The organism is Nocardia sp. NPDC004860 (assembly GCF_040609015.1).
GTDB lineage: Bacteria > Actinomycetota > Actinomycetes > Mycobacteriales > Mycobacteriaceae > Nocardia.
Map to the genome: position 1 here is coordinate 173,925 of NZ_JBEXJI010000001.1, position 22,877 is coordinate 196,801.

22 protein-coding genes are annotated in these 22,877 nt (G+C 70.0%); 5 read left to right on the forward strand and 17 right to left on the reverse strand.

From position 1 onward, the window contains the following. Positions 1–126: 126 nt before the first annotated feature. Entirely contained in the window at positions 127–1,734 is a 1,608-nt protein-coding gene (gene groL, locus ABZV44_RS00825; protein WP_354830320.1) for a chaperonin GroEL, read from the reverse strand. A 141-nt stretch (positions 1,735–1,875) separates the two neighbouring features. Next, positions 1,876–2,178: a co-chaperone GroES gene (gene groES, locus ABZV44_RS00830; protein ID WP_040855536.1), complete on the reverse strand. Its 303-nt coding sequence runs from the start codon at positions 2,176–2,178 to the stop codon at positions 1,876–1,878. Positions 2,179–2,813: 635 nt separating this feature from the next. Between groES and ABZV44_RS00835 the strand changes: the two genes are divergently transcribed. Beyond that, positions 2,814–4,205, forward strand: coding sequence for an Hsp70 family protein (locus ABZV44_RS00835; RefSeq protein WP_354830322.1), 1,392 nt, complete (start codon positions 2,814–2,816; stop codon positions 4,203–4,205). 144 nt (positions 4,206–4,349) lie between these two features. On the opposite strand, the gene tsaD is transcribed toward ABZV44_RS00835, so the two are convergent. The 6 genes from tsaD to dapA form a co-directional block, all read right to left on the reverse strand. Then, positions 4,350–5,381 (reverse strand): tRNA (adenosine(37)-N6)-threonylcarbamoyltransferase complex transferase subunit TsaD, encoded by a 1,032-nt coding sequence (tsaD, locus tag ABZV44_RS00840; RefSeq protein ID WP_354830324.1) that lies wholly within the window; start codon positions 5,379–5,381, stop codon positions 4,350–4,352. Further along, on the reverse strand, positions 5,378–5,887 hold the full coding sequence (gene rimI, locus ABZV44_RS00845; RefSeq protein ID WP_354830326.1) for a ribosomal protein S18-alanine N-acetyltransferase: 510 nt from the start codon (positions 5,885–5,887) through the stop codon (positions 5,378–5,380). The genes tsaD and rimI overlap by 4 nt, the downstream gene beginning before the upstream one ends. Further along, the gene (gene tsaB, locus ABZV44_RS00850) at positions 5,884–6,594 is read right to left on the reverse strand and encodes a tRNA (adenosine(37)-N6)-threonylcarbamoyltransferase complex dimerization subunit type 1 TsaB (RefSeq protein ID WP_354830328.1); all 711 of its coding nucleotides are present in this window, start codon (positions 6,592–6,594) and stop codon (positions 5,884–5,886) included. The genes rimI and tsaB overlap by 4 nt, the downstream gene beginning before the upstream one ends. A 94-nt stretch (positions 6,595–6,688) precedes the next feature. After that, a complete protein-coding gene (gene tsaE, locus ABZV44_RS00855; RefSeq protein ID WP_354831590.1) occupies positions 6,689–7,120 on the reverse strand; it encodes a tRNA (adenosine(37)-N6)-threonylcarbamoyltransferase complex ATPase subunit type 1 TsaE in 432 nt (143 codons plus the stop codon). Between the two features lie 11 nt (positions 7,121–7,131). Next, positions 7,132–8,268, reverse strand: a complete 1,137-nt coding sequence (gene alr / locus ABZV44_RS00860) for an alanine racemase (protein WP_354830329.1) — start codon at positions 8,266–8,268, stop codon at positions 7,132–7,134. Positions 8,269–8,396: 128 nt separating this feature from the next. Next, a complete protein-coding gene (gene dapA / locus ABZV44_RS00865) occupies positions 8,397–9,338 on the reverse strand; it encodes a 4-hydroxy-tetrahydrodipicolinate synthase (RefSeq protein ID WP_354830331.1) in 942 nt (313 codons plus the stop codon). 34 nt (positions 9,339–9,372) lie between these two features. Between dapA and ABZV44_RS00870 the strand changes: the two genes are divergently transcribed. Then, the gene (locus ABZV44_RS00870) at positions 9,373–10,248 is read left to right on the forward strand and encodes a LysR substrate-binding domain-containing protein (RefSeq protein WP_354830332.1); all 876 of its coding nucleotides are present in this window, start codon (positions 9,373–9,375) and stop codon (positions 10,246–10,248) included. 82 nt (positions 10,249–10,330) lie between these two features. Here ABZV44_RS00870 and ABZV44_RS00875 read toward each other — a convergent pair whose 3' ends face one another. Beyond that, complete coding sequence (locus tag ABZV44_RS00875) at positions 10,331–11,863, reverse strand: NAD(P)H-hydrate dehydratase (RefSeq protein ID WP_354831591.1); 1,533 nt, start codon at positions 11,861–11,863, stop codon at positions 10,331–10,333. A 131-nt stretch (positions 11,864–11,994) separates the two neighbouring features. Here ABZV44_RS00875 and ABZV44_RS00880 point away from each other — a divergent pair, with 131 nt between their 5' ends. Then, positions 11,995–12,420 carry a plastocyanin/azurin family copper-binding protein gene (locus tag ABZV44_RS00880; RefSeq protein ID WP_354830333.1) on the forward strand — a complete coding sequence of 142 codons (426 nt, stop codon included), beginning with the start codon at positions 11,995–11,997 and terminating at the stop codon, positions 12,418–12,420. A gap of 8 nt (positions 12,421–12,428) precedes the next feature. Here the strand turns inward: ABZV44_RS00880 and glmS are convergent, their stop codons facing one another. Beyond that, positions 12,429–14,297, reverse strand: a complete 1,869-nt coding sequence (glmS, locus tag ABZV44_RS00885) for a glutamine--fructose-6-phosphate transaminase (isomerizing) (RefSeq protein WP_354830334.1) — start codon at positions 14,295–14,297, stop codon at positions 12,429–12,431. A 96-nt stretch (positions 14,298–14,393) separates the two neighbouring features. On the opposite strand from glmS, the gene ABZV44_RS00890 reads away from it, so the two are divergent. Further along, positions 14,394–15,257 carry a dienelactone hydrolase family protein gene (locus tag ABZV44_RS00890; protein WP_354830335.1) on the forward strand — a complete coding sequence of 288 codons (864 nt, stop codon included), beginning with the start codon at positions 14,394–14,396 and terminating at the stop codon, positions 15,255–15,257. A gap of 228 nt (positions 15,258–15,485) precedes the next feature. Here ABZV44_RS00890 and ABZV44_RS00895 read toward each other — a convergent pair whose 3' ends face one another. The 4 genes from ABZV44_RS00895 to ABZV44_RS00910 all read right to left on the reverse strand — a co-directional run bounded on the left by ABZV44_RS00895 (position 15,486) and on the right by ABZV44_RS00910 (position 18,389). Further along, positions 15,486–17,402 (reverse strand): hypothetical protein, encoded by a 1,917-nt coding sequence (locus tag ABZV44_RS00895; protein WP_354830336.1) that lies wholly within the window; start codon positions 17,400–17,402, stop codon positions 15,486–15,488. Next, positions 17,399–17,719 (reverse strand): hypothetical protein, encoded by a 321-nt coding sequence (locus ABZV44_RS00900; RefSeq protein ID WP_354830338.1) that lies wholly within the window; start codon positions 17,717–17,719, stop codon positions 17,399–17,401. The genes ABZV44_RS00895 and ABZV44_RS00900 overlap by 4 nt, the downstream gene beginning before the upstream one ends. A gap of 46 nt (positions 17,720–17,765) precedes the next feature. After that, entirely contained in the window at positions 17,766–18,077 is a 312-nt protein-coding gene (locus tag ABZV44_RS00905) for a DUF6802 family protein (protein ID WP_354830339.1), read from the reverse strand. Between the two features lie 105 nt (positions 18,078–18,182). Next, positions 18,183–18,389 (reverse strand): PspC domain-containing protein, encoded by a 207-nt coding sequence (locus tag ABZV44_RS00910; protein ID WP_354830341.1) that lies wholly within the window; start codon positions 18,387–18,389, stop codon positions 18,183–18,185. Between the two features lie 117 nt (positions 18,390–18,506). Here ABZV44_RS00910 and ABZV44_RS00915 point away from each other — a divergent pair, with 117 nt between their 5' ends. Beyond that, on the forward strand, positions 18,507–20,150 hold the full coding sequence (locus tag ABZV44_RS00915) for an ABC-F family ATP-binding cassette domain-containing protein (RefSeq protein WP_354830342.1): 1,644 nt from the start codon (positions 18,507–18,509) through the stop codon (positions 20,148–20,150). A 48-nt stretch (positions 20,151–20,198) separates the two neighbouring features. Here ABZV44_RS00915 and glmM read toward each other — a convergent pair whose 3' ends face one another. The 3 genes from glmM to rplM all read right to left on the reverse strand — a co-directional run bounded on the left by glmM (position 20,199) and on the right by rplM (position 22,759). After that, positions 20,199–21,575 (reverse strand): phosphoglucosamine mutase, encoded by a 1,377-nt coding sequence (glmM, locus tag ABZV44_RS00920; RefSeq protein WP_354830344.1) that lies wholly within the window; start codon positions 21,573–21,575, stop codon positions 20,199–20,201. A gap of 228 nt (positions 21,576–21,803) precedes the next feature. After that, positions 21,804–22,319 carry a 30S ribosomal protein S9 gene (gene rpsI / locus ABZV44_RS00925; RefSeq protein WP_354830346.1) on the reverse strand — a complete coding sequence of 172 codons (516 nt, stop codon included), beginning with the start codon at positions 22,317–22,319 and terminating at the stop codon, positions 21,804–21,806. After that, positions 22,316–22,759 (reverse strand): 50S ribosomal protein L13, encoded by a 444-nt coding sequence (gene rplM, locus ABZV44_RS00930; RefSeq protein WP_326309446.1) that lies wholly within the window; start codon positions 22,757–22,759, stop codon positions 22,316–22,318. Before rplM ends, rpsI begins: the two co-directional genes overlap by 4 nt. Positions 22,760–22,877 lie beyond the last annotated feature (118 nt).

Consider the following 22,877-nt stretch of genomic DNA (forward strand, 5'->3'; position numbering starts at 1 on the left):
GGCGCAGTCGCGCCGACGGCCGGATCGCGCCGGAGGAAGTCGGATGGCGCGGTTGGGGTTCGGAGACGGCGAGGCCCCCGGACAGCGGGCTGTCCGGGGGCCTGAGCTGACGTCAGCGGGGCTGGGTCAGTGGGCGTGGCCGTGGTGCGCGTCGGCGGGCTCGTCGACCGGCTTGTCGACGATCGCGGACTCCGTGGTGAGCACCATGCGGGCCACCGAGGTGGCGTTCTCCACCGCGGAACGGGTCACCTTCACCGGGTCGATGACGCCCTCGGCGACCAGGTCGCCGTAGGTGAGGGTGGCGGCGTTGAAGCCGTGCTTGCCGTCGGACACCTTGGACACGACGACCGCGCCGTCGACGCCGGCATTGCTGGCGATCCAGAACAGCGGCGACAGCAGGGCCTGACGCACGACCTCGACGCCGACCGCCTCGTCACCGGAGAGCGAGTCGCGCAGGGCGTTCAGCGTGGACGCGGCCTGCACCAGGGCGGTGCCACCGCCGGGAACGATGCCCTCGGCGACCGCGGCCTTGGCGGACGCGACGGCGTCCTCGACGCGGTACTTGCGCTCCTTGAGCTCGGTCTCGGTGGCCGCGCCGACCTTGATGACGGCGACGCCGCCGGCCAGCTTGGCCAGGCGCTCTTCCAGCTTCTCGCGGTCCCAGTCGGAGTCGGTGTTCTCGATCTCCTTGCGCAGCTGGGCAACTCGCCCGTCGATGTCGGACTGCGCGCCGGCGCCCTCGACGATGGTGGTCTCGTCCTTGGTGACCACGACGCGGCGGGCCTTGCCCAGCACGTCCAGGCCGGCCTCACGCAGGGTGATGCCCAGGTCCGGGTTGACCACGGTGCCGCCGGTGACAATGGCCAGGTCGTCCAGGAACGCCTTGCGGCGGTCGCCGAAGAACGGGGCCTTCACGGCGACGACCTTGAGGGTCTTGCGAATCGCGTTGACCACCAGGGTGGACAGCGCCTCGCCGTCGACGTCCTCGGCGATGATGACGACCGGCTTGCCCGACTCCGCGATCTTCTCCAGCAGCGGAAGCAGGTCCGGCAGGGAGCTGATCTTCTCGCGGTTCAGCAGGATCCAGACGTCCTCGTAGACCGCCTGCATGGTCTCCGGGTCGGTGACGAAGTACGGCGACAGGTAGCCCTTGTCGAACTGCACGCCCTCGGTGATGGCGACCTCGGTCTGCAGACCCGAGGACTCCTCGATGGTGACGACGCCGTCCTTGCCGACCTTGGTCAGCGCCTCGGCGACCAGCGCGCCGATCTCCTCGTCCCGCGAGGACACGGTGGCGACCTGCGCGATGGACTTCTCGCCGTTGACCGGGGTCGCGGCGGCGTGCAGGGCGGCGGCGACCGCCTCGGCGGCCTTGTTCATGCCCTTGCCCAGGGTCATCGGGTTGGCGCCCGCGGCAATGTTCTTCAGGCCGCCCTTGATGAGGGCCTGCGCCAGCACGGTGGCGGTGGTGGTGCCGTCGCCGGCGACGTCGTTGGTCTTGGTGGCGACGCTCTTGACCAGCTGCGCGCCCAGGTTCTCGAACGGGTCCTCGAGGTCGATGTCGCGAGCGATGGTCACGCCGTCGTTGGTGACGGTCGGGCCGCCGAACGCCTTGGCCAGCACCACGTGCCGGCCGCGCGGGCCCAGGGTGACCTTGACGGCGTCGGCGAGCTTGTCGACGCCGCGCTCCATCGCCCGACGAGCCTTCTCGTCGAACTCGATCTGCTTTGCCATGTACCTACTCCTGAAATGAGTTGGGTCGGAACGCACTCCGCCCCGGGCCGGTTGCTGTATTGGCAGCTGCGACTCCGGGGCGGTGTCTCTCCATGGGGTTTCAGGGGGAAGCCCCTGAGAGCCCCGAGAGTTGGAGCGTTCTTACTTGGTGACGACGGCCAGCAGGTCGCGAGCCGACAGGATCAGGTACTCCGCACCGTTGTACTTGATCTCGGTGCCGCCGTACTTGCTGTAGATGACGACGTCGCCTTCCTTGACGTCCAGCGGAATCCGCTTCTCGCCGTCCTCGTCCCAGCGACCCGGGCCCACGGCGATGACGGTGCCCTCCTGGGGCTTCTCCTTCGCCGTGTCGGGGATGACCAGGCCGGAGGCGGTCGTCGTCTCGGCCTCGTTGGCCTGGACGAGGATCTTGTCCTCGAGCGGCTTGATGTTCACGCTCGCCACGTTGAGCCCTCCACTTTCAGGGGATTCGTCGCGTCCGGGGCTGTTCCCCGGACTCACGGTTTCGGTCATGTGTGTGACCCTGCGCAATCAGCCCCGTCGTCGCGGGTGCCGGGACCCTGCTCAGTAGTCATCAGCTGGCACCTCAGCACTAACCCAGTGCCAACTAGCACTCTATACACGGGAGTGCCAGCGCTCAAGGCCGGGCACTGCTACTCGACACCCGGTGTTATCTGTAACGCCGCTGGACAGCATGGCAACACCGCTGGACAACGCGACTCGCCGACACGACGGCCCGGGAATCTGAGGGCTTCCAAAGAAATCCGAAAATCTGTAACGTTCGGATAACGGATTGTGACACCATTGACGTCGGCCACGCGACGAGACCGACTCGGTCCCGCCACGTGCACCGTCGAGAGTTTCACAACTGCTTCACCCCGCTAACCGCGCGGCAACCCTGCGCGCGGGCTCGAGAAGAGAGCAAGACCGCAAGTGATCAGTGGCAGGTCCGGATGCCCTATCGGACAAGGGCCCGCCGCGATCCGAAGCTCGGAGACGTCCGCTACCCGTAGGACGCGTCCGGAGTCCGTTCGAGATGGTCGTCTCCACCCGGACCATCCGCTCGAAGGGAGGTGAACATGCGAACATCCCTCGGCATCTCCGCCGGAAGCGAGGTGGTGTGCTCGGCGACGGTCGCCACCGCGCCCAACGGCGCCCAGAACTTCGACTACCGCGTCGTGACAGCCGATACCGCCCACTCCGACGTCGGTGATCTGGTGGCCTCCTCGATCGAATTGATGACCATCCAGATCCCGCGCGACAGCGTGCATCCGGTCGGCGCCCATCCGATCGCCCGCGGCAACGGCCACCGCGAGCCCGACTCGGCCCCGCCCAGTGACATCGCGGTCGCCTACCGGGACCGGGAGCAGGCCCAGATCATCCGCTCGGCGATCGGCCGGCAGCGGCACGGCGTACAGCTCATCCCGGAGAGCACCGCGGCCCTGGCCTATCTGCGGCACACCGGTCTGCTGGACCGCTGGAACACGGTGGCAATCATCGACATCGGGGCCACCGGCACCACGGTCACCGTGGCCGACCACGCCGACGACAGCGTGCTGCGCACCGAGCGCACCACCGCCATCAGCGGCAACGCCATCGACGAGCTGATCCTGCAGCATCTGCTGGACTGTCACCTGTCCCGCCGCGGCATCCGCCCCAACCGGGGCATCCTGCTCAACCGCAGCCGCGCCGCCAAGGAGCACCTATCGGTGGTTCCGGCGGTCACCATCGACCATGTGGCCGGGCAGCCGCTCAAACTGACCCGGGTGGACTTCGAGGAGATCGTCGCCGACCTGCTACGCGAGCTGGCGGTGTTCTCCCGTGCCGTCTTCGCGCGCGCCCCGAAGTTCCCGGAGGCGGTCGCCGTGATCGGCGGCGGCGCCAATGTGCCGATCATGGTGGTGGGGCTGGAGCGCGAGCTCGACGTGCCGGTCGTCACCGTGCCGGAGCCGGAGGCCGCGATCGCGAAAGGCGCGGCGCTGGTGGCGGATTCGACCACACCGAGCAGCACCTTCCCGGTGATCGGCCTGGGTTCGGACGCGCCGATCGGCACCTTCACCAAGCTCGCGGGCACGCTGGCGGGCGCGATCGTGGTGGTCGGACTGATCGTCGGGTACGGGGTCAAGGAATTCGTGGTGCCCGAGCCGCAGAACACCCACTACTCGCCGTCCACGACCGGCCCGCAGCAGCCGGTCCCGCAGACCACGCCGACGGGTCCTTCGGGCGGCTCCACCAGCACCACGACCACCCAGCGCCGCACCACGGCCGCGGCTCCGGCGCCCCTCACCGGTTCGGCCGGCGGCGCGCCCGTCGCGCCCAGTAGCACCGCCCAGCCGCCGCTGCGCCCGGATCCCGACCTACCCCAGATCCCGTTCCCCGCGGATCTCCCCCGGCTGTTCGGGCCGCTGCTCGGCACCTCGCTGCCGCCGACCGAGTCCCCCCGCCTCGCCGAGACTTCAGCGGCCGGCTGAGAGCCGTCGACGGTCGCGTACCCATGCCAGGCGGTTGGGTGCCGAACCGAGTTCGGACGTACCCGATGAGTTACCCCGAACGTCACGAAATCGGTTGTCGCCTCGGCATTCGCCGAACCGCCCACGAGCCTTTGCAGGCAGCGTTCACAGGTGGCTGGTGGAGACCGGAAGGCCGGGGTCGGTGGCGACACTGAGTTCGGAAGGCTCTGCGCCGCCGGCGATCACGTGGGCGCCGAGGGTGGCGATCATGACGCCGTTGTCGGTGCACAGGCGCGGCTTGGGGACGCGCAGGGTGATACCCGCTGCGGTGCAGCGCTCTTCGGCCATCGAGCGGATGCGGGAGTTGGCGGTCGCGCCGCCGCCCAGCACCAGGGTGTCGACGCCGGTGTCCTGGACCGCGCGCACCGCCTTCATGGTGAGCACATCCGCCACGGCCTCCTGGAAGGACGCCGCGATATCCGGGATGGGCAGCTCGCGGCCTTCCCGTTGCGCCGCTTCGACATAGCGCGCGACGGCGGTCTTCAATCCGGAGAAGGAGAAGTCGTAGCGCGGGTCGCGGGGGCCGGTCATGCCGCGCGGGAAGGCGATGGCGCTCGGATCGCCCTCGGTGGCAATGGAATCCAGCACCGGCCCGCCCGGGTAGCCGAGGCCGAGCAGGCGGGCCACCTTGTCGAAAGCCTCGCCCGCGGCGTCGTCGACCGTGCTGCCCAATTCGGTGATGGGGTGGGCGAGATCGGTGACCTGCAGGAGGTGGGTGTGCCCGCCGGACACCAGCAGCGCGACCGCCGGGGGCATGGGACCGTGCTCGAGGGTGTCCACGGCCACGTGCCCGCCCAGGTGGTTGAGCGCGTAGAACGGGATATCCCAGGCCGCCGCATAGGCTTTCGCCGCCGCCACGCCCACCAGCAGCGCGCCCGCGAGACCGGGGCCGATGGTGACGGCGAGGGCGTCGGGCTTGCTGATGCCGGCCGTGGCCAGCGCCCGGCGCATGGCGGGCACGATGGCCTCGAGGTGTGCGCGGGAGGCGATCTCGGGCACCACGCCGCCGAAGCGGGCGTGCTGGTCCACGCTGGAGGCGACCTCGTCGGCGAGCAGTTCGCAGCTGCCGTCGGGCAGTCGGCGCACGATGCCGACTCCCGTTTCGTCGCAGGAGCTTTCGATACCCATGACGATCATGACGAGACCTCGGCGTCGGTGGTGAATCCGTCCTGCGGGAAGCCGGCCATGGCGGGTCGCCGCATGGTGTACGCGTCGGCCCCGCTGGGCTGGTAGTAGTTCTTGCGCAATCCGATGATGTGAAAGCCGTGCTTCTCGTAGAGCGTGATGGCGGGCGCGTTGTCGGTGCGGACCTCGAGGAACACCGGCCCGCCGCGGCGCCCGGCCTCCAGCAGCAGCGCCTCCAGCAGCAGGGTGCCGATGCCGCGCCGGTGCTCGGCGGGATCGACGCCGATGGTGTGGACCTCGGCCTCGGGGTGTTCGGCGGTGCCGAGCAGTGCGATGCCCGCGTAGCCGATCATGCGGCCGTCGGTGTCGCGCGCGGTGATGTAGCGGTTGTGCGGTCCGGCCAGCTCGGACAGGAACGAAACCTCGTGCCAGGGATCGTCCTCCGGGAACAGCACCTGCTCGAGTTCGGCACAGCGGGTGACGTCGGCAGGCCGCATCGGTTCGATGCGGATGGTCATCGGCCCACCTGCGCGTAACTCTTCTCGACGGCGTCGGGGCGGCGCAGGTACAGCGGCACCAGCGGCGCGGGCACGACGCCGGCCAGGATCTCGGCGGCGGCGCAGCGCACCAGGCCCGCCGGGGACGGCGTCTCGACCGGCAGCACCGGCAGATCGAAATAGTCGACGTGCGAAGCGGATCCGGCGATCACGGTGGCGGCGGCCTGATCCAGATCGGCGGGCTTGCTCACCTCGGGTCCCTCGGACCGCGTCAGGATGCGGCCCCCGGCCGCGGTGCGATAGCGCGCCCAGTACACCTCGCGGCGGCGGGCGTCGGTGACGACCAGCAGCTCGATCGGGTCGGCGCTCTCACGCAGATAGCTCTCGGTGTCGGCGGCGATGGCGTCCAGGCTGCACGCCCCGTACACCGGAACGCCCAGTGCGTCACCGAAGGCGGCCGCGGTGGCCATGCCGACGCGCAGTCCGGTGAACGGCCCGGGCCCGACACCGGCCACGACAGCGGCGATATCGGCACGGGAGCGGCCGGATTCGGCGAGGCAGGCCAGGATCTGCGGGGTCAGCACCTCGTTGTGCGCGCGAGCGTCCACGGTCACCTTGGCGGTGATCGTGGTGATCTGCGGTGCGTTCGACCCGGGTTGCGCCGGTTCCAGTTCCACCAGTCCCGCTGTGACGGCGGGGGTCGCGGTGTCGACAGCCAATATCAGCATGATTGTCTTTACGATACCGGGTGGTACAGCCCACTCGGCGTGGTGTCTGCCTGCGGGAACTTACCGGCGCATCCGGGACTTTTCCGGTCCGGTTTCAATTCGCGGCGACCCACTCCCATTCGGCGGTGCGAACATCGGACTCGGGTTCGCGGCGCAGCTGCACGCGCAGATGCCGATCGGACAGGTGTTCGGCGACGCCCAGCCCCCATTCGACCACCACCACGGCGTGGTCGAGATCGGTGTCCAGGTCGAGGGCGTCGAGTTCGTCGAGGTCGCCGCCGAGCCGGTAGGCGTCCACGTGCACGAGCGCCACCGCACCCGGGTGGGTTCCGGCGCGGTGCTGGCGGGCGATGATGAAAGTCGGTGAGCTGACCCGTCCTTCGACACCCAGTCCGGCGGCGATGCCGCGGGTGAGCGCGGTCTTGCCCGCGCCCAGCGGGCCGTCGAGGATCACCAGATCCCCGGCATGCAGTTGTTCGGCTAGCTCGCGGCCCAGCGCCTCGGTGTCCTCGACGGTGGCGAGCATGCGGCGATCGGTCACCGGTCACCGCCGACGTGGCTACGGACCACGCGGCCGCGGGGATAGCAGACGATCTCGTAGTTGATGGTGCCGAGCGTGTCGGCCCACTCCTGGGCGTGCGGGTGACCAGGCTCACCACCGAACAGCACCGCGGTGTCACCCGCCCGGACCCCGGCTTCGTTCTCACCCAGGTCCACCACGATCTGATCCATGCAGACCCGGCCGATCTGCGGGTAGCGGACGCCGCCCAGCGCCACCGAGAATCGGCCGCCCAGCAGGCGCGGCACGCCGTCGGCGTAGCCGGCCGGAACGAGGGCGACCGTGGTGTCGCGATCGGCGGTCCACTCGTGGCCGTAGGACACGCCCTCCCCCGCCGAAACCCGCTTCACCCGGAGCACCCGGGCCCGGAAGGTCATGGCCGGACGCAGGTCGAAATCGGACAGCTCCGGGATCGGTGACAGGCCGTACACGGCGATGCCGGGACGCACCATGTCGAAGGCGAGGTCCGGACGGGTCAGTGCGGCAGCGGAATTCGCCAGGTGCACCAGTTCCGGCTGCAGGCCGTGCTCCTTGGCGGTGGCGATGAACTCCAGGAACCGTTCGCGCTGCCTGTCATTGACCGGATGCTGCGGTTCGTCGGCGAGTGCGAGGTGGGAGAAGACGGCGCGGAAGCGCACCGTCCCCTCGGCCACCAGCCGTCCGAGCAGGTCGAGCACCTCGGGGAATTCGGCGGTGGGGATGCCGTTGCGGTTGAGCCCGGTGTCCACCTTGAGACTCACGGTGGCGGTCCGGCCGAGCTGCCGCGCCGCCTGCCCCACGCCCTCGAGCTGCGTGAACGCGGAGACGCCGATTTCGATATCGGCGGCGATGGCGCTCGCGTAGTCGGTGTCGGAGGTGTTGAGCCAGCACAGGATCGGTGCGGTGATCCCCGCGGCCCGCAGCTCCACCGCCTCGCCGACCGTGGTGGTGCCGAGTTCCCGCGCGCCCGCCTCCAGAGCCGCCCGCGCCACCTCGGCCGCACCGTGGTTGTACCCGTCCGCCTTGACCACGACCATGACCGCGGCGTCCCCGGCGTGCTCGGCCAGGATTCGCACATTGTGGGCAATGGCATCCAGGTCGACGACGATCTCCACCTGTGGGTCTGGCTTCTTCACGCCCTCGATACTGCCACGCTCCGCTCCCCCGCCTCCCCGAGCCTTCAGCGGGCGGCTGAGAGCCGTTGACTGTCGTGCACCCGTGCCGGCGGTTTGGTGCCGAACCGATTTTGGACGTACCCGGCGAGTTATCCCGCCCTCACGAAACCAGTTGTCACCTGCGCGGCGGCGATCGCCGCTGACGCGGCGGACAACGACCCCTCGCTTGCCGGGAGGAGCGGCAGCCGGACGGCCGGGGTGGGGATGCGGCCCTGGGCGGCCAGAACCGCCTTCACGACAACGGGATTGGGTTCGGTGAACAGGGCGGCGGCCAGCGGAGCCAGGCGGTTGCCCAGTTCGCGGCCGGATTCCAGTTCGCCCCGGCGCCAGGCGGCGATCAGGTCGGCGTAGGCGGCGGGGGCGACATTGGCGCAGGCGAGAATCGCGCCCGACGCGCCCAGGGCCAGCAGCGGGGCGGCATACAGATCGTCGCCCGCGAGCACCGAGGTGTGGCCGGGCACCCGGGACATGAAGGCGATCGTGGTGTCGTCGATGCCGCCGGCGGTGTATTTGAAACCCGCGATATTCGGCAGTTCGGCCAGGCGGAGCAGGGTGTCGGCGCTGAGGGGCAGGGCCGTGCGGTACGGGATGTGGTAGATCAGCAACGGCACGGGGCTGGCGGCGGCGAGGGTCCGGAAATGTTCCACCACACCGGCTTCCGACGGACGCAGGTAGTAGGGGACGACCGCGAGGGCGGCGGTGGCGCGCGGGTCGAGGGCGGTGAGGGCGCGGGCTGAGTCGAGGGTCGTGTTGGAGCCCGCGCCGACGATGAGGGCAGCGGCGCGCTCGCGGCAGACGCTCGCGCAGATATCGATGACCCGGACCTGCTCGGCCGCGGTCAGGGTGGCGGGTTCGCCGGTGGTGCCGAGCGCGACCAGGCCCGCCGCGCCCGCGTCGAGGACCTCGTGGGCAAGCGCTTCCAGGGCGTCGGCGGCCAGGTCGCCGTCGGCGGTGAAGGGCGTGACCAGGGGCACATACAGGCCGGTGAATGTCATGTGACCAGCGTGATCGATGCCGGGCTTCAGGTCCATTTCACGATTCTTCACCCGAGCATAAGATCAGCTGATGCTGGATGTCCGTCGTCTGCGCCTGCTCCGCGAGCTCGCGCACCGCAATACCATCGCCGCGGTCGCCGAGGCCCTGACCTACACGCCGTCGGCGGTGTCCCAGCAGCTCACCGCGCTGGAACGGGAGGCCGGGGTGCCGCTGCTGGAACGCACCGGGCGCAGCGTCACCCTCACGCCGGCCGCGCTGCGGCTGGTCGAGCACGCCGAGACCATCCTGTCCGTGCTGGAAGAGGCCACCGCCGAACTCGCCTCCGCCCGGAACGAACTCACGGGCACCCTGCGCATCGGCGCGTTCCCGACCGCTGTGCACGCCATCCTCTCCCCAGCGCTGGTATCGCTGAGCCGCGACCATCCGCGGCTGGAACTGCTTGTCACCGAACTGGATCCGGCGGCCGCCCCCGCTGCTCTGCGGGCCGAGACCCTGGATATCGCGCTGCTGCAGGAGTACGACTACGTTCCCCTCGCACCCGAACCCGGCCTGGACACCGAGCCGTTGTTCGAGGAAACCGTTCACCTGGCCGCCCGCGGACCCGGACCGCTTGCCGCACAGTCCGATTCGCCGTGGATCGCGGGCACACCAGGCACCCTCTGCCACGAGATGACGGTCCGCGCCTGTCTCGCCGCGGGATTCACCCCGCGCATCCGCCACCACGCCGACGACTTCGGCACCGTGCTGGCGCTCGTCGCCGCGGGCCAGGGCGTAGCACTCGTCCCCGACCTGGGCGCCCGCTCGACACCCCCGGGCGTCACCCTCACCGCGCTACCGGCCCGCCGCCGCACCCACCTCGCCTACCGCCGCGGCACCGGCGCCCATCCGATCGTCACGGCCGCACGGACCGCCCTGCGCGCCGCCGCTACCGGTACCGCTGCGTGAAGTCGTCGGGATGGAACAGCGCGTAGCCGACGAAGGTCTCGCGCCAAGACACCGAATTCCGGGAATCACCGGAGCCGGAGGATCAGGCGGCGAGTTCCCGGAGGGTGCCGATGGCCTCGCGGACATGGGAGAGCAACGGGGAGGCGGAGATCGGGGCTCCCGCGGACGTGGTGGCGTGGGCGGCGAGATTCGCGGCCAGGGAGTGGGCGCGGGCCGCGGCCGCGGCGGCCCAGGACGGGTGGAGGCCGCGGGCCAGGAGCGCGCCGACGATGCCGGACAGGACGTCACCGGAACCGGCGGTGGCGGCCCACGAGCCGCCCGCCTCATTGACGAAGACCGGGAAGCCCGGGCCCGCGATCAGGGTGGCGCGGCCCTTCAAAAGCACTGTCACCTGCCAGGATTCGGCGAGTTTGCGCACTGCGGCGACACGGTCGGGGCCGGGTTCGGCACCGGTCAGGCGGGCGAATTCGCCGGCGTGCGGCGTGAGGACGGTCGGGGCGGTGCGGCCGGTGACCAGACCGGGTTCGGCGGCGAGCAGGCTGAGGCCGTCGGCGTCCACCACCACGGGCAGGTCGGTGGCCAGGATCTCGGCCAGCCGGTCGCGGGCGGCGGAGTCGGTGCCCGCGCCCGGGCCGAAGACCCAGGACTGGACCCGGCCGGTCGCGGAAATGGTCTCGGCGGCAATCACTTCCGGGAAGTGGGCGAGCACCTGTTCCGCGCCGGTGCCCGCGTAGCGCACCATGCCCGAGGTGGCGGCGACCGCGCCACCCGTGCACAGCACGGCGGCGCCCGGATAGGTGCCGCTGCCCGCGCAGACGCCGGTGACGCCCTGGGTGTACTTGTCGTCCGAGGGGCCCGGGACCGGCCAGCCGGCGCCGACCGCCCGCGGTTCCAGCGCGATGAGATTCGCCTCGGGCAGTCGTAATCCGATGGGCACCAGCTCGATTCGGCCGCAGTGCGGTGCGGCGAGCGCGTGCACCGGCTTGCGGGCGCCGAAGGTGACGGTGACGTCCGCGCGGACGGCCGGACCGGTCACGGCTCCGGTATCGGGATCGACGCCGGAGGGGAGGTCGGCGGCGATGATCGGACAGCGCACGCCCGCAACCAGTTCGGCCGCCACCGGGCGCAGCGGGCCACGACCGGAGATGCCGACAATGCCGTCCACCACCAGATCCGGTGCGCCAAGCAGCTGACCGACCCGATAGGGCACGGAGGTGCCGGGGTAGACGTGTTGCAGCAGCCCGTGCCGGGGCGGATCCGTTTCCCGCAGTTCCTCGGCGGTGGCGGTGACCGCGAGAATCCGACCGCCCGCCCGGCGCAAGGCCGTCAGGCCCGCCGCGTGGGCACGCTCCGGTACCAGCAGGACCGCCCGTACCGCGACCCCGCGCCGCCGCAGGAACGAGCCCGCCCACAGCGCGTCGCCGCCATTGTCGCCGGACCCGACCAGCAGGGTCACGGCGCGACCGGCGACGCCCCGGGTGCGTTCGCACAGTTCCCGCGCCACCACGTCGGCGAGGCCGAAGGCGGCCCGCCGCATGGGCATTCCCTCGGGCACCCTGGTGAACAGCTCGGCCTCCGCGGCCCGGACCTCGTCGGCCGTGTAGTACCCGCGCACCGCCGGTGCGGTCATGCTCGCCTCCCGGGTGTGATTGCCTGCGCTTCAGGAGACTACGCCTGGCGGATCGCGGCGCAGGTCAGCGCGGTGCCCGCGAATGCGCGCTATCGCCGGGTACTAACCTGGCTGGCATGTCGATCCGTCGCCAGTCGTCTTCGCGTGTCCTGCTTCTCGTCGCCGTCGTGGCCGGAGCGCTGGTGGCCGGGGGCTGCTCGTCGGAAGGCTCGAAGACCGCGGCCACCTCGACCACGGCCGCTCCGGCCGCCTCCGCGACGGCCACCACCACCGGTCCGGCGGTGGCCGCCGCGGTGACCGTCGAGGTGAAGGACATGAAGTTCTCCCCGGCCGACATCACCGTCAAGGCCGGGGACACCGTGACCTGGAAGTTCGACGACCGCGCCCCGCACGCCGTGCAGGGCATCGGCGACGTCGCGCTGGGCATCAACAGCCCGATCATCCACAAGGGCGAGTGGAGCCACACCTTCACCACGCCCGGCACCTACCGCTACCTGTGCCCGCTGCACCCGGACATGAAGGGCACGGTCACCGTCCAGTAGCAGCGCGGCTATTCGACGGTGACGGACTTGGCCAGGTTGCGCGGCTTGTCGACGTCGTAGCCGCGGGCCTGCGCCACCTCGGCGGCGAAGATCTGCAGCGGAACCGTGGACAGCAGCGGCTGGTACAGCGTTGGGGCCGACGGGATTTCGATCAGGTGGTCGGCGAACGGGCGCACGGTGTCGTCGCCCTCCTCGGCGATGACGATGGTGCGCGCGCCGCGCGCCTGGATCTCCCGGATATTGCTGAGCAGCTTGGAGTGCAGCACCGCGCGGCCCTTCGGGGAGGGCATGACCACGAAGACCGGTAGCCCGTCCTCGATGAGGGCGATCGGACCGTGCTTCAGCTCGCCCGCCGCGAAACCCTCGGCGTGCATGTAGGCCAGTTCCTTGAGCTTCAGCGCGCCCTCCAGGGCGACCGGGTAGCCGACATGGCGGCCCAGGAACAGCACGGTCGGGACGTGCGCGAACTGGCGGGCGATCTCCCGCACCCGGTCGGCCGACTCCAGCACCTGGGCAACGAGTTTCGGCATGGACTCCAGTTCGGCGAACTCGCGCGCCACCTCGTCCGGATACTTGGTGCCCCGCGCCTGCGCCAACGCCAGGCCGACCAGATAATTGGCGGTGATCTGGGCCAGGAACGCCTTGGTCGAGGCCACGCCGATCTCCGGGCCGGTGCGCGTGTAGAGCACGGCATCGGACTCGCGCGGGATCTGCGCGCCATTGGTATTGCAGATGGCCAGGACTCGCGCCTTCTGCTCCTTGGCGTGACGCACGGCCTCCAGCGTGTCGGCGGTCTCGCCGGACTGCGAGATGGCGACCACCAGGGTGGAGCGGTCCAGAACCGGGTCGCGGTAACGGAATTCGCTGGCCAGCTCGACCTCCACGGGCAGCCGGGTCCAGTGCTCGATGGCGTACTTGGCCAGCAGGCCCGCATGATACGAACTGCCGCAGGCGACCACGAAGACCTTGTCGAACTCGCGCAGCTCCTGATCGGCCAGCCGCTGCTCGTCCAGAATGATCCGGCCGCCCGCGTAGTGGCCGATCAGGGTGTCGGCGACGCCGGCGGGCTGCTCCTGGATCTCCTTGAGCATGAAGTAGTCGTGGCCGCCCTTCTCGGCGGCGGCCAGATCCCAGTCGATGGTGAACGGACGGAACCGGACACCGTCGCTCGCACCGGTGAAGTCGGTGACCCGGTAGCCGTCGGCGGTGATGACCACGGCCTGGTCCTGGCCGAGTTCGACTGCCTCCCGGGTGTGTTCGATGAAGGCGGTCACATCCGACGCGATGAACATCTCGCCCTGGCCGACACCCACCACCAGCGGGGTCGAGCGGCGGGCGGCCACAATGGTGCCCGGGTGGTCGGCGTGCGAGAAGACCAGGGTGAACGCGCCCTCCAGGCGGCGCACCACCGCGAGCGCGGAGGCGACGAAATCACCGGCGGTGTCCCCGGCCGCGTAGGCGCGGGCCACCAGGTGCACCGCCACCTCGGTGTCGGTGTCGCTGCCCAGCTCGATGCCCGCCGTCTCCAGCTCGCGGCGCAGCGGGGCGAAGTTCTCGATGATCCCGTTGTGCACCACCGCGACCCGGCCCGTGCCATCGCGGTGCGGGTGGGCATTGCGATCGGTCGGCGCGCCGTGCGTGGCCCAGCGGGTGTGACCCATGCCGGTCGATCCGGCGAATCGGTCCCGGCCGGTCTCGGCGAGCTCCGCCTCCAGATTGGCCAGGCGCCCGGCCTTGCGCTCCACCGCGAGGCCGCCCGCGCCGTTCAGGATCGCCACTCCCGCGGAGTCGTAACCTCGATATTCCATGCGGCGCAACGCATCGACCACCACGCCGAGCGCATCCCGGTACCCCACATACCCCACGATTCCGCACATGGCCCCCTAGCCTAGCTGTATCCGATTTGCCCTCCGCTTCGCTCCGGGCTGGTTCGCTTGAAGCATCTCGGGCCATTACCGACTAAGTTCATCTCCGTGTCGGCGTCTGTGAAATCGCTTCTGAGCACTCTGACCCTGCGTGGCCCGCACGAGGTGCTGCGCGGGAATCTCGGCATCGCCGGGCTGCCCGGCGTGGTGTACACGCCCGGGAAGGGACTCAACCTGCCCGCGGTGGCGTTCGGGCACGGGTGGCTGACCGGGGTCGGCAACTACCGCCGGCTGCTGGAGCACCTGGCCTCCTGGGGGTATGTCGCCGCGGCGCCCGACACCGAGCGCGGACCCATCCCCTCGCACCTGAACCTCGCGACGGATCTGCTGACCACTCTCGACATCTGCGCCGGGGTGCGGCTGGGCGCGGGCAATGTCAGCGTGGATCCGAAGCGGCTGACTCTGGCCGGGCACGGCATGGGTGCGGGCGCGGCCGTCATCGCCGCCTCCCAGCGCGACGTCGCCGCCGTCGCGGCCCTGTACCCGTCCCCCACCGCGCCCTCCGCCGAGGCCCTCGCCCCCAAGATCGACGCTCCGGCCCTGATCCTGGCCGGCGCCACCGATATCGACTCGGTCAGCTCCGACGCCATCCCGCTGGCCGCCGCCTGGGGCGAGGGCGCGATCCTGCGCTCGCTCGACAAGGCCGGCCACAACGGCATGATCGAGGGCCGCCGCGCCCTGGCCGCCCTCGGCGCCGGCAAACACGAACCCAGAACCGAACGCCTCACCCGAGCCCTCCTGGTCGGCTACCTCAACTACACCGTCCTCGGCGACAAGAAGTACAAGCCCTTCGCCGACCCCGAGGCCGCCCTCCCCCACACGCAGCTCGTGGACCCCAACGCCATCGAGGAAGAGCCCGAGCAGCCCCAGAAACTCCCGGTCCTCCAACTCATCCAGGCCCTCCGCAAGTAACCGGGGGCGGCCAACGCACGCTCGGCTCGGGCGATTCTGCGCGCGGCACAGCCGGTTCCCTCACCGAGTCGCTCGACGCCTGCCTCGGCACTCTCCGCCGGTCCGTCCGGACTCCCAGCGCGGGAACCGGATTCACGAGCGACGATCGACCGGCTCCCCGCTTACGGCAGCGCAGGATGCGGGACTGGTGCTTGCGCGGAGCCCCAGACAGTACCGGCAGAACGACGATTACGGCGCGAGAGGTTCGGTGGTCTCGGGTATTTCGAGACCTCCCTCCGGGATCTCCAGCGGCGTGTGCGGCTCCGTTGACCAGGGCGTGGCGTCGGCGAATGGCGTGTCGGATCCGGGTTGACCCGCAACTGTCGGCGGCACGGGGTTCTCGAGCGGGTGCGCGGGCACGGTTGGCTGGTCGGTCGGCACGGGCGGGGTCGGCGGCACGCAACCGCCTGCAGTCTGGTCCGGAGTGGGATCGGGGGTGGGCGGCTGGGTGCAGCCCGGCGGCGCACCGTCCCCGGCGGCGGGTGGGGGCGGAACCTCTGGCGGCGCAGACTGATTCGGGGTGGGGTCCGGGCAGGGATTCGGTGGAGCGGTCGGCGGGTCGGGAACTGTGCAGGTGCGGGGTACGCAGTCTGGGCCGGGCGTTGCGCCGCCATCTGTGGTGGGTGGTGCGTCCGCCGGGGTGGGTGGGGTCGGGTCCGGGTGGGCATCACTGGCGGGTGCGGTGGGGGTGTGGGCCGGGTCGTCGGTCGTGAGGACCGGGCTGCCGTTCTGATCGAAAGACAGTGTGTAGGTGTTGGTTTGGCCAGACCCGTCGGTTACGGCGAGGGTCAGGTCGCCTGCGGGGGTACGTTCGAGGACGAAATGCTTTCCGGACAGGTCGAATTCGAGTCGGCCAGACGGGAGAGCCGGGGTATCCGAGTGATCCGGTTCGGGCTCGGGATCGGTTGCGGCCTCGGGTTCACCGGGCGATGGCGACGTCTGGCCCGTGAGCGAGTCGAGCTTCTCGATGGCGCCGGAAATGCCCTGCTGGAGGCCCTTTTCGAGTTGTATGAGAGTGTCTTTCAGAGTCCGGCCGAACTGGTCGGACCGCTGCTCGGCCAGGTCAGGGGCTGCTGCGGTTCCAGTGTCCGCCGAGCCCGCGGAACCCTCGGGCTCCACACCACTGAGGTCCGCAGCGCCGGCCGGTTGCGTCTCGGCGGCCGGTGCGGTGGAACCCGCTCGGCCTGGCAGGGATTCCGGCGGGACGGTAGACGGCTGGGCTCGATCAGGAGACTGCGGCTGGGCCGGGTCGGGTGCCGTTGCCCCACCCGATGACGGCGGGCATCCAGGCGGGACGACCGGCTGTGACGGCTGGGCGTGCGATGTTGGCGGCGTTGTCGCCGGGTAGGGCTGCGGCGCTGGAAGAGGCCGGGTCGTGGGAATACTCCGGGCCGGGTTCTCCTCGGGCTGGGGCAGCAGGGCTTGGGCCGGTTGCGGGTAGGGATGGTCGATGACCTGGGCCAGGGCCGTGACGATGGTGCGGTAGTGGGATTCGAAGGTCTCGTTGGTGGCGGCGCAGGCGGCGGTGAAGGCCGCGAGTTTGTGATCGACGTCGGCACGGAACGTTCCGGTGAGCCAGGGGTCGGTGGTGTCGAGGGCTTCGATGTCGTCCGGAGTTTTGCCGTCGATGGCGAGGCGGCCTTCGCCGTCCGGAGTGGGTTCGAGCAGGGTGAGGGTGTGTTCGGCCTTGGTGAGGACCGAGTCACGGAGGGGGACCAGGGCGGCGGCGATGGCGATGGAGGCGGTGCGGATGGTGTCGAGATCGTCGCGGGCCTGGCGCAGTTGGGAGTTCACGATGGTGAGCGCCTCGGTGCCGGTGGCGCCGGTCCAAGCGGTGGGCAAGGCTTGCGCGATCGCCTGGTGCGACGACCAGCGCGACTCGGCATCCGTGAGCGCTCTGTCCAGTTCCGTTCGGGCGGCGTCGAATTCGATGAGATCCGCACCTCGCTGCTCGTCGTAGCGGGCATAGAGGTCGGCGAGGCCGAGCCCTACCGGCGCACCGAATGCCTTGGTGTACAAGGGCAGAAAGTGTTCCCAGTACTGAAGGCCGGGCGCACCGTAGTCGAGAATCTGGTCGACGCTCTTGCCGGTCGGGTCGAAGCTCATCGGCCCACCCGCGTGAGTGCGGTGGCGTGTTCACGGTCCAGGCGCGCGTATTCGGTTGCGGCGCGGTCGAATACCTCGGCGGTCGCGGAGGCGGCCGCACCCCAGTAGCGCAGGCAGGCGGCCGCGCGCTCGAAGCCCTGGTGCACGGCAGTGCCCTGCGCGGAATAGTTCCGCCCGGCTTCGTCCCTGCCGATGCCGAAGGCATGTTCGCCGACCGTACGGGCATGCCGCCCCAGGGCCGCCGCGTTGTCGCGCAAGGTGGTGGCCCCGTCGCGCAGGGCCGCAATGCGCACGCCGAAATCGCCGGATTCACTCATTGCTCCCCCTCGAATCCCGATGCCGTGAAAACCCCCGCCGCCCCGGCTATGTGCCGCCGAGGTGTCCTACGTCCATGCGCACCCACTCGGTGGTGCCGTCCGGATTGTGGTGGAACTCCCAGGCCGAGTAATCCCCGCCGCTGTCCACCACGGTCACATGATCGGCGTAGCCGTCGTGATCCAGATCCGTCCACACCTGCATGGCGTGATCGGTGCTGGTGGTCACGGTATCCAGCAGGCCGTCACCGTCGAGATCCTGCGTGGGGTGCGATAACTCGACCGCGCCGAGCCCGCCGAGCTCCGTGTGCGCGTCGAGATCCGGCAGCTCCAATCCGGGCAGATCACCCGATGTGACCATGATGTGCACTCCTCCGCTGTGACGTGGCTCTCATCCTGTCACTTTGCCGAGGCACCCGCATCACCCTCGATCACGGATGTGGACAACTCGCGGCCTGTGCACAACTCACTGCTTCGGGATCACGATCCACAGCGCGATGTAGATCAGGAACTGCGGCCCGGGCAGCAGGCAGGACGCCACGAACAGGGCGCGAACGAGGTTGGCGTTCCAGCCGAAGTACTGGGCGAGGCCGCCGCACACGCCGCCGATCCATTTGTCGTTGGCGGAGCGGGTCAGTCGCTTGGGGGCCGGAGTCGGAAACTGTGTCGTCATGTCTCCCACTGTGCCGAGTTCGATCTCGGCGCACATCGGTCGCACGCCCCAATACGACCCTGAACTTTCCGAGGGCCGGAGTCAGGGTGCCACCCCGAACACGGCAGAATCGCCCTGGTGAGCACCACTCTGCATGCGCGCGGCCTGGCCGCCGGACACGGTGAGCGGATTCTGTTCTCCGACCTGGACCTGATCCTCGCCCCGGGCGACGTGATCGGGCTGGTCGGCGTGAACGGCGCCGGGAAGTCCACCCTGCTGCGCATGCTCGCCGATGGTCGCGCCCACGAGGGCGAGATCGTGCTGAGCCCGCCCGACGCCACCGTCGGCTACCTGGCCCAGGAACCCGAGCGCCTGGCCGGCGAGACCGTGCTCGAATTCCTGCGCCGCCGGACCGGTGTGGCCGCCGCCCAGCAGCTCATGGACGCCGCCGCCGAACGCCTCGCCGACGGCGGCGACGACGAGTACTCCCCCGCCCTGGAGCGCTGGCTCGCCCTCGGCGGCGCGGACCTGGAACAGCGCGCCGAGGAAGTGGCCGCCGATCTCGGCCTGGCCGAGAGCCTCCCGCACGGCCTCGACACCCCCATGACCGTGCTCTCCGGCGGTCAGGCCGCGCGCGCCGGGCTGGCCTCGGTCCTGTTGTCGCGCTTCGACATCCTGCTGCTCGACGAGCCGACCAATGATCTGGATCTCGACGGCCTGGCCCGGCTCGAGCAGTTCGTGACCGGCGTCCGCGAGCCCCTCATGGTGATCAGCCACGACCGGGAGTTCCTGGCGCGCACCGTGAATCGCATCGTGGAACTGGATCTGGCGCAGCAGCAGGTCGGCGTCTACGACGGCAGTTACGAGTCCTACCTGGAGGAGCGGGCGATCGCGCGCCGGCACGCGCGCGAGGCCTACGACGAGTACGCCGACACCAGGTCAGGTCTGGAAGCGCGCGCCAACATGCAGCGCAACTGGATGGAACACGGCGTCCGCAACGCCCGCCGCAAGTCGAAGGTGGACCCCGACAAGATGGGTCGCAAGGCCCGTGCGGAATCCACCGAGAAGCAGGCCGCCAAGGTCAAGCAAACCCTCAAACGCATCGAACGCCTGGACACGGTGGAGGAACCGCGCAAGGAGTGGGAGCTGCGCATGTCCATCGCCGCCGCCCCGCGCAGCGGCTCGGTGGTGGCGACCGTGTCGGGCGCCACCGTGAGCCGCGGCGACTTCACCCTCGGACCGGTGACGGTGCAGGTGGATTGGGGCGACCGCATCGTGCTGACGGGCGCCAACGGTTCCGGCAAGTCCACGCTGCTGTCCCTGCTGCTCGGAAAGACGAAGCCGGACAGCGGATCCGCCGCCCTCGGCTCGGGCGTCGCGATCGGCGAGGTCGATCAGGCGCGCGGCCTGTTCCGCGGAACCGCCACCCTGGCAGACACTTTCAGCGCCCAGGTGCCCGACTGGAACGAGTCCGACGTCCGCACCCTGCTCGCCAAGTTCGGCCTGCGCGGCCCACATGTGCTGCGCTCCAACGACACTCTCTCCCCCGGCGAGCGCACTCGCGCCGCGCTGGCCCTGCTGCAGGCCCGGGGCGTGAACCTGCTCGTCCTGGACGAGCCCACCAACCATCTGGACCTGCCCGCCATCGAGCAGCTGGAGCAGGCCGTCGAATCCTTCGAGGGCACAGTGCTCCTGGTCACCCACGACCGTCGCATGCTCGACAATGTCCGGGCCACCCGCCGCTGGCACATGGACGGCGGGCAGCTCACCGAAACGCACTGACCCGTGCTCCCGGCATGCGATTCGGCATGCCGGGGCGACAGGGGCTACTCAGACGGCCGCGACCAGCTTGGCGAGACTGTCGGCCAGGTCATGGGCCCGGGTGGAGTCGGTCGCCTCCACCATGACGCGGACCAGCTGTTCGGTTCCACTGGGGCGCAACAGGATTCGGCCGGTATCGCCCAGCAGGCGCTCGGCTTCGGCGACGGCTTCCAGCACCGACGGCGCGGCCGCGACCGCCGCCTTGTCGGTGACCGGGACGTTCACCAGCACCTGCGGGACGGTCTGCACGATGCTCGCCAATTCTGCCAGGCCGCGGCCGGTTTCGGCCATACGGGCCATCAGCTTCAGGCCCGTCAGGACGCCGTCGCCGGTGGTGCCGAACCGAGGGAACACCACGTGGCCGGACTGCTCGCCGCCCAGCGTGTAGCCGCCCGCGCGCAGGTCCTCGAGGACGTAGCGGTCGCCGACGGCGGTGGTGCGCATGGTGATTCCGGCCTCGCGCATGGCGATGTGCAGGCCGAGATTGCTCATGACGGTGGCGACCAGGGTGTTCTGCACCAGGTCACCGGAGTCCCGCATGGCCAGGGCGAGGATGGCCATGATGGCGTCGCCGTCGACGACCGCGCCGGTCGCTTCCACGGCCAGGCAGCGGTCGGCGTCGCCGTCGTGCGCGAGGCCGAGGTCCGCGCCGTGCTCGCGCACGGCGCGCTGGACCTGCTCCAGATGCGTGGAGCCACATCCGTCATTGATGTTCAGGCCGTCGGGTTCGGCATTGATGGCGATGACCGTGGCGCCCGCCTCGCGGTAGGCGGTGGGCCCGACCTCGGAGGCCGCCCCGTTCGCGCAGTCCACCACGACGGTGAGCCCGCGCAGATCGCGGCCGGTGGCCTGGACCAGGTGCTCGACGTAGCGCTCGTGGGTGCCTTCCAGGCTGAAGCGGTCGTGCACGTCGTAGACGTGCCCACCGAGTCCGGGACGGCCGAGCACCCGTCCGATCGCGGCCCCGGTGGGGCGGGTGAAGGCGCCCTCGGCGACGAGCGCCTCGATGCGGTCCTCGATGGCGTCGTCCAGCTTGTGGCCACCCGCGGCGAAGATCTTGATGCCGTTGTCCGGCATGGGGTTGTGCGAGGCGGAGATCATGACGCCCAGGCAGGCGTCGTACAGGCCGGTCAGGTAGGCGACGGCGGGTGTCGGCAGCACGCCGACCGACAGCACGTCCACACCGGCGGCGGTGAGGCCCGCGGTGACGGCGGCCTCCAGCATCTCGCCGCTGGCGCGCGGGTCGCGGCCGACGACGGCCAGCGCGCGCTTCTTCCCTCGACTCAGAACCTGGGCGGCGGCGGCCGAAACCTGCAGCGCCAGTTCCGGACTCAAAGACTCATTGGCGAGCCCGCGCACGCCATCGGTGCCGAACAAACGTCCCATTACCTCAACACCCCTGCTGGTTCGGTCGATACAGCACGAGAGCAGGCTTCCGGCCCTCTCCCGGACTCTCGCATTCCGCCGCGTTCCGCGGCGGAGTGCGTCCAGGAAATAAGGGGCAACAGTTGTGAAAACCGTTGCGGGGAGCCTGCTCTCGTACAGGTTGCCGTGTAGACCGTACCGCGCCCGGCCCCGGAAGGACCGGGCACGGTAGAGCCCGACGGCGCAATATCAGCGCTTCGAGTACTGAGGCGCCTTGCGGGCCTTCTTGAGGCCGTACTTCTTGCGCTCGGTGGCACGCGGGTCACGGGTCAGGAAGCCGGCACGCTTGAGGGCGGGACGGTCCTCCGGGGTGACCTCGATGAGGGCACGCGCGATGGCGAGGCGCAGGGCGCCGGCCTGACCGGACGGGCCGCCGCCGACCAGGCGGGCGTGCACGTCGAAGGTCTCGGTGCGCTCGACGGTGACCAGCGGGGACTTCACCAGCTGCTGGTGCACCTTGTTCGGGAAGTAATCCTCGATGGTGCGGCCGTTCAGCACGAAGTTGCCGGAACCCGGCACCAGGCGCACGCGGACCACGGCCTCCTTGCGGCGGCCGACGGTCTGCACCGGGCGATCGATGACGACCGGGGCGGAGAAGGTCTCGGCGTACTCGGCCTCGGCCTCGTAACCGTCACCCTCCTCGACGACCTCCACGGTGGTGTCCTCGACGACGTAGTCGTCGTTGAATTCCTCAGGAGCGGTCACTGGGCCACCTGCTTGATCTCGAAGGGGATGGGCTGCTGGGCGGCGTGCGGGTGGTTCGGGCCCGCGTAGACCTTCAGCTTGCGAATGATCTGGTTGCCCAGCTTGTTCTTCGGGATCATGCCCTTGACGGCGCGCTCGACCAGACGGTCGGGGCGGGTGTCCAGGATCTGGCCCACGGTACGACCCTTCAGACCACCGGGGTGGCCGGAGTGGGTGTAGAGGACCTTGTCCTCACGCTTGTTGCCGGAGACGGCGACCTTGTCCGCGTTGATGATGATGACGAAGTCGCCACCATCCACGTTCGGGGCGTAGGTCGGCTTGGTCTTGCCGCGCAGCAGGTTGGCAGCCTGCACGGAAAGACGGCCGAGCACTACGTCAGTGGCGTCGATGACGTACCACTTGCGGGTCACGTCACCGCCCTTGGGGCTGTACGTAGGCACAGTGCATCCCTGTCTGTCGTAGGTTTTGCCAGCCAAGCGTGAGGTCGAGCTGATTCCCGGCGGCCGGTGGAGACCCGGGGCTCGTCGGACAACCGGTTACCCGGCCGTACCGCACGCC